Annotated in this window: 7 protein-coding genes and 1 pseudogene; 4 read left to right on the forward strand and 4 right to left on the reverse strand. The window is 67.4% G+C overall.

Annotation, left to right across the window (positions count from 1 at the left end):
• Positions 1-95 precede the first annotated feature (95 nt).
• Positions 96-488 carry a c-type cytochrome gene (locus R9J51_RS12640; RefSeq protein WP_168554783.1) on the forward strand — a complete coding sequence of 131 codons (393 nt, stop codon included), beginning with the start codon at positions 96-98 and terminating at the stop codon, positions 486-488.
• Positions 489-492: 4 nt separating this feature from the next.
• On the opposite strand, the gene R9J51_RS12645 is transcribed toward R9J51_RS12640, so the two are convergent.
• The 3 genes and pseudogenes from R9J51_RS12645 to R9J51_RS12655 all read right to left on the reverse strand — a co-directional run bounded on the left by R9J51_RS12645 (position 493) and on the right by R9J51_RS12655 (position 3,906).
• Positions 493-1,281: a DeoR/GlpR family DNA-binding transcription regulator gene (locus tag R9J51_RS12645; protein WP_168554784.1), complete on the reverse strand. Its 789-nt coding sequence runs from the start codon at positions 1,279-1,281 to the stop codon at positions 493-495.
• Between the two features lie 104 nt (positions 1,282-1,385).
• Positions 1,386-2,449 (reverse strand): annotated as a pseudogene (rhaT, locus tag R9J51_RS12650) (L-rhamnose/proton symporter RhaT).
• A 32-nt stretch (positions 2,450-2,481) separates the two neighbouring features.
• Entirely contained in the window at positions 2,482-3,906 is a 1,425-nt protein-coding gene (locus R9J51_RS12655) for a carbohydrate kinase (protein WP_179504643.1), read from the reverse strand.
• Positions 3,907-4,099: 193 nt separating this feature from the next.
• On the opposite strand from R9J51_RS12655, the gene R9J51_RS12660 reads away from it, so the two are divergent.
• The 3 genes from R9J51_RS12660 (at position 4,100) to R9J51_RS12670 (ending at position 11,123) form a co-directional block, all read left to right on the forward strand.
• Entirely contained in the window at positions 4,100-6,238 is a 2,139-nt protein-coding gene (locus R9J51_RS12660; RefSeq protein WP_432787442.1) for a bifunctional rhamnulose-1-phosphate aldolase/short-chain dehydrogenase, read from the forward strand.
• 22 nt (positions 6,239-6,260) lie between these two features.
• A complete protein-coding gene (gene rhaI, locus R9J51_RS12665) occupies positions 6,261-7,553 on the forward strand; it encodes an L-rhamnose catabolism isomerase (protein WP_179504644.1) in 1,293 nt (430 codons plus the stop codon).
• Between the two features lie 252 nt (positions 7,554-7,805).
• Positions 7,806-11,123, forward strand: a complete 3,318-nt coding sequence (locus tag R9J51_RS12670) for a glycosyl hydrolase (protein ID WP_432787443.1) — start codon at positions 7,806-7,808, stop codon at positions 11,121-11,123.
• On the opposite strand, the gene R9J51_RS12675 is transcribed toward R9J51_RS12670, so the two are convergent.
• Positions 11,120-12,205: a LacI family DNA-binding transcriptional regulator gene (locus R9J51_RS12675; RefSeq protein WP_179504645.1), complete on the reverse strand. Its 1,086-nt coding sequence runs from the start codon at positions 12,203-12,205 to the stop codon at positions 11,120-11,122. The genes R9J51_RS12670 and R9J51_RS12675 overlap by 4 nt on opposite strands.
• Between the last annotated feature and the right edge of the window lie 28 nt (positions 12,206-12,233).

Genomic DNA, 12,233 nt, shown 5'->3' on the forward strand with positions numbered 1-12,233 from the left:
GCACGCCCGCTGCGCCGTTCAGCGCTGTGTCAGCCGCCTTTTGCCATGATGTGCAACATGGGGCGCCAGATCGGCGGCCCGCTTGGGAGACCGTCATGACCCTAGTTCGTTTCCATCTTGCCGCGTTGGGTGCGCTGGGCCTGGGCCTGGCGGGAATGGCCGTGCCGGCCGCAGCGGCCGATGGCGATCCGGTGCATGGCCGCACCGTGGCGGCGCGTTGCCTGGCCTGCCACGATCTCAACACCGGTGCCACGCGCCTGGGGCCCTCGCTCAAGGGCGTGATGGGGCGCAAGGCGGGCTCGCTGCCGGGCTATGCCTATTCCGACGCGATGAAGACGCGCGGAGTGACCTGGACGCCCGATACGCTTGATGCCTATCTGAAAAGCCCGACGACCTATGTGAAGGGCACCAAGATGGCCTTTGCCGGCCTGCCCGATGCCAAGGATCGCGCCGACGTGATCGCCTATCTGCAACAGGCGACCAAGTAAGTTCCTATTCGGCGATCAACAGGTTGACGCCGGCCGCGCGGATGGCGGCGGCGGCGCTTTCGGTGATGCCGGCATCGGTGATCAGCGTGTCGACTTCATCCAGGCCGCACACGATCGTGCCCGAACGGGTGGTGAACTTGCTGCTATCGACCAGCAGGATCACTTGTTCGGCGCGGTCGATCAGGCGGCGTTCGGCGGCCACCAGCACGACATCGGCCTGCATCACCCCGGCCGGGCCGACCGAGGCCGCGCCCATGAACAGCTTGGGCGCGTGGAAGCGTGGCATCGATTCCTCGCCCGCGGCTGCCAGGATGATGTTCTGTTCGCGAAACACCGCGCCCGAAGGCACCAGGATGCGCGTGCCGGCCTGGGGCAGCAACGCGTTGACGATGTGCAGCGAATTGGTGAGCACCTGAAGATCGAGCCCGGCCAGGTGCGGGCACATCTGCAAGGTGGTGGTGCCGCCATCGACCATGATGCCTTCGCCCGGCTGGCACAGCGCGGCGGCGGCGCGGCCGATGGCCTGCTTTGCACCCAGGTTTTCGGTGATGGCCTGTTCGAACGGCGTGCCCGAAAGGTGGAAACCGGCCGGGCGTGCAGCGCTCTCGGCGCTATCGGCCAGCCGCGCGCCGCCGTGCACGCGCACGATCCGCCCTTCGCTTTCCAGCCGTGAAAGATCGCGCCGGATCGTGGCTGGGGACGCATCGAGCAGGGCTTCCAGATCGCGATAGCTGACGAAACCCGTGGGGCCGATCGCTTCGACGATCAACCGTTCGCGTTCCGCTGCATGCATGGCCCTGTTGCGTCCTGTTTCGTGGCGTGAAGCCCTGGCTTATGCCGCGTCTGCCGCTCAAAAGCCATCATCTTCGCGCAGATGTCCTGGTTTTCGGCACCGCTTCAGGCCGAGGCCTGAAGCATGTTGCCCGCGCCGATCACCACCGTTGCACCCACCAGCAGGCCGATGCCCGACCACACGATGGCGCGGGTCCGCGGCGAGGTGCCTTTCCATTCCTTGAGCGCGAAGCCCCAGAGCGTGGAAAACAGGATGATCGAGGCCATGTGCAGCGTCCACGAGGAAAAGCCGTACTTGCCCATCTGGCTTTCGCCCATGGTGTAGAAGAAGAACTGGCCATACCACAGCGTGCCGCCCAGCGCCGCCAGGGCATAGTTGCGCCGCAGCGGCGCGCGCGGGCCGCCATCGTTGGCCGCGCCCAGGAACTGGCCGGCGCTGCGATTGCGTGCGATCAGGATCAGGCACCAGACGAGATTGGTGGTGAGCCCCCCGGCAAGCACAACGCAGAGCACGGGCAGGCCCTGGCTGAGCGGATCGGTGCCGGCGGCCAGCGTCAGATCGCGGATCGGCTGCCCGGCATCGAGGCCCCAGGCAAAGCAGCCCGACATGACGCCGGAAAAGATCGCGATGAGAATGCCCTTCTTCAGGTCGAATTCGGCCACGCCCTCGCTGGCGGTGCCGCCCAGGTCGCGCTGCTTGGCGCTGCCGGCGCGCGCGACGACGACGATACCGGCGAGCGTGATGGCAATGCCGAGCAGGGTCAGCTGGCCACTGGTGGTGGCGGCGATGGCCCCGATCGTGCCATGGAAGATGGGCGGCCCCATCGTGCCGATCACGGTGGTGAGGCCGAGCGCCACGGCCATGCCGAGCGAGAGGCCGAGATAGCGCATGGTCAGGCCGAAGGTCAGGCCGCCAAAGCCCCACATCGCCCCCAGAACCAGCACCACAGCAGCGTGGCGCGCGGCGCAGCGGCGAGCACGCCAAGCAGATCGTGCGTGCGCAGCGAGGCAAAGGCCCAGGGCGCGATGGCCCAGGAAAATAGCCCGCCGGCCAGCCAGAACACTTCCCACGACCAGCGGCTGATGCGCTTGTAGGGCACATAGAAGCTGGCCGAGGAGAACCCGCCCAGCCAGTGGAACAGCACGCCCAGTGCCGGATTTCCGCCCATCTTCGTTGCTTCCTCTCGTTTATGTTGTCTTGTCAGGCCGGCACGGTGATCGCCGCGTGCCAGGCCGCGCGGTAGGCGGCGATATCGCCCTCCAGCGGGGCCACGGGCACGAGTTCGCCTTGCGGCTTGAGCGCCGGATCGATCAGGCGCAGCGCGCCGAACGAAACGTCGTTGTGGGCGTTGGCGGTGTACACCGCCACATCGGGCCGCAGGGCGGCGAGGGCGCGGACGAACACCTCGGCTTCGGCAAAGCGGCCTTCGACCAGCAGCCGCCCCTTGGCGCCGATCAGGCCGAGCGAGACGTCGGCGACGAGCGCGGCATAGAGGCAAGCGGCGGCGCGGCGTTCGTACCAATCGTCGGGCCGCTCGATCCAGCCGAAGCGACCGTGGGGCAGGGGGCCAAAGCCCTGGCACAGCGTGGGCAGGATCATCGTGCCGCGCGCCAGAACGGCGGGCACAGCGGCGAGCAGCGCGGGTTGATCGGGCTTGATGTCCACGCGGCGGGTGTCGATCTCGATCAGGCTTTCGATCTCGCGCCCGCCCATGAACCGCGCGGAGGGCACGGGCTGGCCGAACACGTCGACATTGACCAGGCAATCGCGCGCCTCGGGCAGCATGGCCAGGTCCACCGGCTCGGCCGGCAGGCGCATGGCGATGAACCAGGTGCCGGTGGACAGGATCGTGGCATCCTGCCCGGCGAGTTGGTCGAACCCGCGCGCGGCCATCAAGGCGGCGTTGGAATCGTGCAGGCCGGCGCGCACTTGGACCGTGGCGGGCAGGCCGGTGGCGCGGGCGATGCGCGGGGACAGCCGGCCGACCACGGCGCCGGCCGACACGAGCGGGGCGAACTGGTCGGCCCAGCCGCGCCGGACGGCCAGCGGCGAGAACGTGCCTTGTGCCGGGCTCCACACATCGGAATGGCAGCCCAGGCTGGTCACTTCGCTACTGGCAATGCCGGTGAGGAACCAGGCCCAGTATTGTGCCCAGGGCATCAGCGTGGCGCGGGCGGGGCCGGCGGCAAAGGCCGCGGGATAAAGCTGTTCGAGCCAGAACAACTGGCTGCCGAAGTTGAGCCCGTCGGGCAGGGCAGGCGATCCGGTGAGGGCAAAGGCATCGCGCTGGGCACGATAGGCCGCCATCATCTCGGCCGGGATCGCCTGTTCATAATCGAGCGGCGGAAAGGCCAGGGCACCCTGCGCCACGCCGACCACGCCAGCGCCGTGGCCCACCGGCACGATCGTGTCGATCGCGGCATCGAGTGGAAGGGCAGCGAATTCCCGCAACGTGGCGAGCAGCCAATCGCCGATGCCCTTGGCATCGAGCCGGCGCAGGTCGTCAATCTCCACCGGTGCATTGGGGCGCACCTTGCGATCGAGCAGGGTGCCATCGGGGCGCCACAGGCTGACCTTGCTGAGCGTCTTGCCCAGATCGATGACGATGATGCTGCCCCGTGCCAAGCTGTTCGCTCTCCATAAATCATGGCGCTTGTCCGCGAATCTCGCGGCCTCGCCCTGTGTGGAAATGATCATTATCAATCAATGTTGATCATTTCCACCAAAAATGTTAGCAGCCTCGTGACGCGATGCAATCACCGGGCGATCCTCCGGCGTGCATCGCCCCATGTTCACCGGCCGATCGGGCAGCGACTCGATGGCCCAATCCACGCAGGATGCCATGACCGTCGAAACGCTTGCAGTTGCGGATGCCGCCATTCCGTTTGCCGTGCCGGCCAGCCGCTGGGACGATGCCCATGCCGCCACGCTCTCGCCCGCAGAGCTTCTGCTCTATCGGTCGAACCTGCTGGGTTCCGACCTGACGGTGACCAACTTTGGCGGGGGCAACACCTCGGCCAAGCTGGAGGAAGTCGATCCGCTGACGGGCCAGAAGGTGGAAGTGCTGTGGGTCAAGGGTTCGGGCGGTGACATCGGCTCGATGAAGCTGGATGGCTTTGCCACGCTGTACCAGGACAAGCTGCTGGGCCTGGAAGCGCACTATGCCGGGCCGGAAGACGACGACAAGATGGTCGGCTACCTGCCGCACTGCACGTTCAACCTCAACGGCCGCGCCGCCAGCATCGACACGCCGCTGCACTCGCTGCTGCCCTTTGCCCATGTCGATCACGTCCACCCCGATGCGATCATTGCCCTGGCGGCCTCTTCGGGTGGCGAAGCGGCGACGCAGGAAATCTGGGGCGGCAAGATCGGCTGGCTGCCGTGGAAGCGCCCTGGCTACACCCTGGGGGTAATGCTGCGCGACTATGTGCGGGCCAACCCGCATGTCGAAGGCGTGATGCTGGCCGGGCACGGCATCATCTGCTGGGCCGACAGCGCCAAGGCGTGCTATGAACACACGGTGCAACTGATTGCCGATGCGGCGGAATATCTGAACGCCAAGCTGGCCGACAAGCCGGCGTTCGGCGGCCGCAAGGTTGCGCCCAACCCGGATCGCGCAGCCATCGCGGCCGACCTGATGCCCCGCCTGCGCGGTTTCATGACGGGAGCTCGTCGCAAGCTGGGCCACTGGTCCGACGATGCCGAGGCGCTGGAATTTGCCGGGTCTGCCGAGTTCGAGCGCCTTGCCGCGCTCGGCACCTCGTGCCCCGATCACTTCCTGCGCACCAAGATCGCGCCACTCACGCTCGATCCCGCGCGCCTGCAGGACGATGCCTATCTCGCCGAAAAGATCGCCGATTACCGCGCGATGTATGCAGCCTACTACGAGCGCTGCAAGCGCGCCAACAGCCCGGCGATGCGCGACCCCAACCCGGTCGTCGTGCTGGTGCCGGGCGTGGGCCGCATCACCTTTGCCACCGACAAGACCACGGCGCGCCTGGCCGGTGAGTTCTATGGCAATGCCATCAACGTGATGCGCGGCGCCGAAGCAATTGGCGAATACATCGCGCTCGACGAGCAGGAAGCCTTCGACATCGAGTACTGGCTGCTCGAGGAAGCCAAGCTGCAGCGCATGCCCGCGCCCAAGCCCATGGTGGGCAAGATCGCGCTGGTCACTGGCGGCGCCGGCGGGATCGGCGCGGCCACGGCCGCCCGCTTCCTGCGCGAAGGCGCCTGCGTGGTTCTGGCCGACCGTGATGCCGCCGCCGCCGAAGACGTGCGCGCCGGTTTTGCCAAGCAGTTCGGCAAGGACGTGGTGCGCGCCGTGGCCTGCGACGTGACCGACGAAGCCCAGGTGCAGGCTGCCTTTGCCTATGCCGCGCGCGAATTCGGCGGGCTCGACATCCTGGTCGCCAATGCCGGCATCGCCTCGTCCGCGCCGATCGAGCAGACCACCGTGGAATTGTGGGACAGGAACTTCGACGTTCTGGCCCAAGGCTACTTCCTCACTGCCAAGCATGCCTGGGGCCTGCTCAAGCGGATGAAGGCGCAGGGTGGCACGTCGGTGGTGTTCATCGGTTCCAAGAATGCCGTGGCCGCCGCGGCCGGGGCTTCGGCCTATGCCAGCGCCAAGGCCGCCGCCAACCATCTGGCCCGCTGCCTCGCGCTGGAAGGCGCGCCCGAGGGGATCCGCGTCAACGTTGTGAACCCCGATGCCGTGATCAAGGGCAGCAAGATCTGGGACGGCGATTGGCGCAAGGAACGCGCGGCGTCGAACAAGATCGATGCCGGCGAGGAACTGGAAGCGCACTACCGCAACCGTTCGATGCTCAAGCGCGACGTGCTGCCCGAAGACATTGCCGAAGCCGCCTATTGGCTGGGTTCGGAAGCGTCAGCCAAATCGACCGGCAACATGATCAATGTGGACGCCGGCAACGTTCAGGCCTTCACGCGCTGAACGACCGGGAGAGGACAAGACCATGACACAATTGCCCCTTTCGGCCGACCTGATCGCCGAAACCAACGCCCGCCATGCCGAGGCGCTGGAAGAAGACTATGGCGCGCTGGGCCGCAAGCTGGCGCGCAGCGGGATCGATATCGATGCCGTGAAAGATCGCGTTGCCGCATTCTCGGTGGCCGTGCCCAGCTGGGGCGCGGGCCGGGGCGGCACGCGCTTTGCCAAGTTCCCGATTGCCGGGGAGCCGACCAACATCCATGAAAAGCTGGAAGATTGCGCCGTGATCAACCAGCTGAGCCGGGTGACGCCGCGCGTCTCGCCGCATTTCCCGTGGGACAAGGTGAGCGATTTCAAGGCGCTGCGCGAGGAAGCGGCTGCCCTCGGGCTGGGCTGGGACGCGGTCAATTCCAACACCTTCCAGGACCAGGTGGGCCAGGCGCATACTTATGCCAACGGCTCGCTGGCCGCGCAGGACGCCGCCACGCGCCAACAGGCGGTGGACCACAACATCGAATGCATCGAGATCGGCCGGCAGCTGGGCTCCACCGACCTGACGGTGTGGGTGGGCGATGGCACCAATTTCCCTGGCCAGCAGGACCTGGGCCGCAGCCTGGACCGCTATCTGGAAGCGGCGGCCAAGGTCTATGCCGCGCTGCCCGACGATTGGCGCATGCTGCTGGAACACAAGATGTTCGAGCCGGCGTTCTATTCCACGGTCATTTCCGACTGGGGCAGCTCGATCCTGGCGGCGCAGGAACTGGGCCCCAAGGCCAAGTGCCTGGTCGACCTTGGCCATCACGCGCCCAACGTGAACATCGAACAGATCGTGGCGCGGCTGCACCGCTTCGGCAAGCTGGGCGGGTTCCACTTCAACGACAGCAAGTATGGTGACGACGATCTCGACTCTGGGTCGATCAATCCGCACCAGTTGTTCCTGGTGTTCAACGAACTGATCGAGGCGGAATTGAACCCGCGTGACGGCTTCAACCCCAGCTACATGATCGACCAGTCGCACAACGTGACCGATCCGATCGAATCCATGCTGTCTTCGGCCGAAGCGATCACCAGCTGCTATGCCAAGGCCGTGCTGGTGGACCGCGCGGCGCTGCATGGCGCGCAGGAAAGCAACGACACGATGATGGCGTTTCAGGCGCTGCGCCGTGCCTACAACGTCGATGTCTCGCCGATCCTGGCCAAGGCGCGCGCCGAAGCCGGCGGTGCGATCGACGTGCTGGAGGCCTATCGCCTGAGCCAGTACCGCGCGCGCAAGGCGCAAGAGCGCAAGCCCGTGGGGCTGGGCGCCGGGATCGTCTGATCAAATGCCGGGCGGGGCGGAAGGCCTTGCCCCGGCAGGCCAAATCGCCAAAACGACAATTTGTGTTCCCAGGAGAGACTGCATGATCGAGCCGGCGTTCTGCCGCATTCGCACCGCCCTGCTGCTGGCCAGCGCGCTTGCTGGAATGAGCACGCTGCCGGCCCGGGCCGCGCCCGGGTCCGCGCCAGAACCGGGGCCGCTGCGGCCGCCAGTCCGGTGCCGGGCGCCGGGGGTGTCCACGCTGGCACGGCCGTGCCGCTCGATCTGCAATTCCGCGATCCGCCGGCTTCGGCCCGGCCGCGCGTGTGGTGGCACTGGATGAATGGCAATGTCACCAAGGATGGCATTGCCAAGGACATCGACTGGATGAGCCGCATGGGGATCGGCGGGCTCCAGGCGTTCGACGCCGGGTTGATGACCCCGCAGGTGGTGGATCACCGCCTGGTGTTCATGACGCCGGAATGGAAGGACGCTTTCCGCTTTGCCGCGCAGAGCGCCGATGCGCGCGGGCTGGAACTGGCGATTGCGGCTTCGCCCGGCTGGTCGGAAACCGGCGGTCCCTGGGTACAGCCGGCCGACGCGCTGAAAAAGGTGGTGTGGAGCGAGACACTGGTGCCCGGCGGCAAGAAGCTGGCCGGCCCGTTGCCCGCGCCGCCCCACAACACGGGCACGTTCCAGGACATGGAACTCAATGATCCGCTGGCCGCGCTGACCAAGGAAGGGCCGGAGCAGGCCCATGAATACTACGCGGACGTGGCCGTGCTGGCCGTGCCGGTGGCGGGCGACCAGGCCGACCTGCCGCTACCCGCGATCACCGGTCCCGACGGCAAGCCGCTTGACGCCGCCTTGTTGACCGGGGCGAGCTTTGCCAAGGGCCAGATGGTGCCCCATGGCACGCCGGAGCAGCCTTCGATCGTGCTGGCACGCTTCGATCGGCCGCAGACGGTGCGCGGGGTTACCCTGTTCCTGGCCGGCGCCAAGGGCATGTTCTCGGGCGCCGTGGTCGCGCCCCGGCTGGAAGCGAGCAGCGACGGCGCGATCTGGACCAAGGTGGCCGATGTGCCCATTTCGGCAGCGCCCACCACCTTGAGCTTTGCCCCGGTTACCGCGAGCCAGTTCCGTGTGGTGCTGGCGCCGCTGCCGTTCCAGGGATCGAACCTGGGCGATCCGGCGCCCGGCGCGGCCACCGACGTGGGCTTCATGAAAATGATGTCCGCCGGCGCCACCGCCCCGTTCGATCTGCGCCATTTCCAGCTGCATGGCGATCCGCGCGTCGATCGGTTCGAGGCCAAGGCCGGTTTCGCCATCGAGCAGGACTATTACGCGCTGGGCACGCCCGATGCCGGCGCCGCCGGGCCCGATGCGGCCAAGGTGGTGAACCTTACGGCAAAGCTGCGCCCCGATGGCACGCTGGACTGGACGCCGCCGGCAGGGTCTGCCTGGCGCATCCTGCGCTTTGGCACCACGTTGCTGGGCACCACCAACCATCCCGCTGCGCCCGAGGCGACCGGCCTGGAAGTGGACAAGTTCGATGGCGCGGCGGTGCGGCGCTATCTGACGCATTACCTGGGGATGTATCGCGATGCCACCGGGCCGGACCTGATCGGCCGGCGCGGGGTGACCGCGCTGCTCACCGATTCGATCGAAGTGGGCGCCGCCAACTGGACGCCCAAGCTGATCGACCAGTTCAAGCGCCTGCGCGGCTATGACCCCACGCCCTGGCTGCCCACGCTGGCCGGCGTGCTGATCGGCAGCCGGGCCGATGCCGATCGCTTCCTCTACGATTGGCGCCGCACCCTGGCCGACCTGCTGTCTTCGGAACACTATGGCATGGTGGCCCAGGTGGCGCACGAGAACGGCCTCAAGGTCTATGGCGAGGCGCTGGAAGACAACCGCCCGATGCTGGGCGATGACATGGCCATGCGCGCGCGAACCGACGTGCCGATGGCGGCGCTGTGGACCTTTGGCCGCGCCACCGGGCCCAACCCCAGCTACCTGGCCGACATGAAGGGCGCTGCGTCGGTGGCGCACGTCTATGGCCAGAATCTGGTCGCGGCCGAATCCATGACCTCGGCGCTGGCGCCCTGGGCCTATACGCCCAAGGACCTGCGCCGGATCATCGACCTGGAATTCGTGAGCGGGATCAACCGCCCGGTGGTGCACACCTCGGTCCACCAGCCGACCGACGACAAGGTGCCGGGCCTGTCGCTGATGATCTTTGGCCAGTTCTTCAACCGGCACGAAAGCTGGGCCGAGATGGCGCGGCCCTGGGTGGATTACATGGCGCGCAATTCGCTGCTGCTGCAGCAAGGGCGCAACGTGGCCGATGTCGCCTATTTCTATGGCGAGGAAGCGCCGCTGACCGGGCTTTACGGCAAGGCGCCGGTGGCCGATGCGCCCAAGGCCAATGCCTATGACTTCGTCAACGCCGATGTGCTGGGCGGCGTGCTGCTCAACCAGGGCAACGAACTCGTCAGCCAGGGCGGGGCGCGTTACCGCGCCATCTACCTGGGCGGATCATCGCGGATGATGACGTTGAAAACGCTGCGCCGCCTGGCCGAACTGGTCGATGGCGGGGCGAGCGTGATCGGCTTGGCGCCGCAAGGTTCGCCCGCGCTCGACGATGCGCAGCCCGCCAAGGCGGCGCAGTGGCAGCAACTGGTGGCGCGCCTGTGGCCCGGCAGCGGCGATGCCATGGTGGGCAAGGGGCGGGTGATCGCCCTGGCCGACGTGGACGCAGGCCTTGCCCGGTTGGGTGTGGCCCCCGATTTCCGCGTGGTGGGCGCCAGCGACGCGCAAGTGCCGTTTCTGCACCGCCAGTTGGCCGATGGCGACGCTTGGTTCCTGGTCAACCGCCTGAACCGGGAAGAGACGTTCGAAGCGCATTTCCGCGTGGCGGGCAAGCAGCCCGAACTGTGGCATGCCGATAGCGGCAAGGTGGAGCCGGTCAGCTATCGCATCGAAAACGGCGAGACGATCGTGCCGCTCAGCCTGGCGGCGGAAAGCTCGGTCTTCGTGGTGTTCCGCAAGCCGGCAACGGCCAGCCAGGTGCAGCTCAAGCCGGTGCGCGATGTGCCGCTGGGCGAACTCGCCGGGGCGCCGCGCACCGGGTGGAGCGTGGCGTTCCAGCCGGGCCGAGGTGCGCCGGCCAGCATCGCCTTGCCCACGCTGGTGCGGCTGGACCAGAATGCCGATGCCGGGGTGCGCTATTTTTCGGGCATTGCCACGTATACGCGCAGCTTCCGGCTGCCCAAGGGGTGGAGGCGCAACCAGCCGCTGTGGCTGGACCTGGGCGAAGTGCACGATATCGCGCAGGTCAGCGTCAACGGCCATGACCTGGGTACGCAGTGGCACGCGCCCTATCGCTTCGACGTGGCAGGCGCGGTGCGCAGCGGCGCGAATACCGTGCAGGTCCGCGTGGCCAACAGCTGGGTCAACCGCCTGATCGGCGATGCGCAGCCGGGCGTCACCACCAAGGTGACGTGGACGACCATCCCGACCTACAACGCCGATGCGCCGCTGCGCGCCTCCGGCCTGGTCGGCCCGGTCGTTTTGGGTACGACGCGCTAAATCTCGGGTTGGGGCGGGGCGATCGAGTCCCGCTCCACCAGGCGATAGGGCATCTGGCGCAGCGGCGGGGCGTCGCTGCCGTCGCGGTCCATCAGCAGGGTGGCGGCGGCATAGCCCATCTCTTCGATCGGCTGGTACACCGTGGTGAGATAGGGCCAGACCGAGCGCGCCACCCAGCTATCGTCGAAGCCGCAGAGCGAAATGTCTTGCGGCACCGTCAGTCCGGCTTGCGCGCAGGCGACCAGTGCCCCGGCGGCGGAATCGTCGTTGGTGGCAAAGATCGCGGTGGGGCGTGGCTGGCTGGCCAGCAATTGCGCCCCGGCGCGGATGCCGCCTTCGAATGCAAAGCCGCCATTGGCCTCGGCCACGTGGCCGCGGTGGCCAAGTTCGGCAAGCGCGGCGAGGAAGCCGAGGCGGCGGCGCGCGGCCGCGCCATGGTTGGCCGGGCCGGTGATCACGCCGAAGCGGCGATGCCCTGCCCGCCATAGCAGGCGCGCCACCGCAGCACCCGCGCCGGTATCGTCCATCCCCACGCCAGGGGCTTGTGCGCTGGGGTTTTCCGGGGCGACGCGCACATGGCGCACGCCCTGCGCCCGCAGGAAATCGAGCACGACCGGTATGTCGGCCAGCGGCGGGGTCAGCACGAAGCCATCGCAGCGGCCATTGCGCAGCAGCGCAGCCAGTTCGGCCACGATCTCGGCATCGGGACGCGCGGAATCGATGCGGTCGATCCGCAGGTGATACTGGTGATCGACACAGGCGCGATAGGCGCCGGCCTGCAGCTTCATCGTGTAGTTCGGGCTGGGGTTATCGAACAGCACGCTGATGATGAATGAACGCGCCCCGGCCAGCGAGCGGGCGGCGGTATCGGGCACATAGTCCAGCTCGGCGATGGCCTGTTCCACTTTGGTGCGCAGCTTGTCCGACACGTGCGGCTCGCGATTGATCACGCGTGACACGCTCTTGAGAGAAACGCCGGCGCGGCGCGCAACATCGTGCATCGTGATGCTGCCAGCGGCACGCGCTGGTGCGGGCTTGGCGGGGGCAGGCGGGGTGGCGGCGTCTTGCACGGGATCTGGCATGGCGTCCGATATGAACCGGATTGGCGGG

The sequence above is a fragment of the Novosphingobium rhizosphaerae genome, from assembly GCF_050920675.1.
In the GTDB taxonomy this organism is placed as follows: Bacteria; Pseudomonadota; Alphaproteobacteria; order Sphingomonadales; family Sphingomonadaceae; genus Novosphingobium; species Novosphingobium rhizosphaerae.

Excerpts from the sequence above, each read along its gene's own strand:
- R9J51_RS12645 (WP_168554784.1), bottom strand. The coding sequence starts at position 1,281 with ATGCATGCAGCGGAACGCGAACGGTTGATCGTCGAAGCGATCGGCCCC.
- R9J51_RS12675 (WP_179504645.1), bottom strand. The coding sequence starts at position 12,205 with ATGCCAGATCCCGTGCAAGACGCCGCCACCCCGCCTGCCCCCGCCAAG.
- R9J51_RS12660 (WP_432787442.1), top strand. The coding sequence starts at position 4,100 with ATGGCCCAATCCACGCAGGATGCCATGACCGTCGAAACGCTTGCAGTT.
- rhaI (WP_179504644.1), top strand. The coding sequence starts at position 6,261 with ATGACACAATTGCCCCTTTCGGCCGACCTGATCGCCGAAACCAACGCC.
- R9J51_RS12640 (WP_168554783.1), top strand. The coding sequence starts at position 96 with ATGACCCTAGTTCGTTTCCATCTTGCCGCGTTGGGTGCGCTGGGCCTG.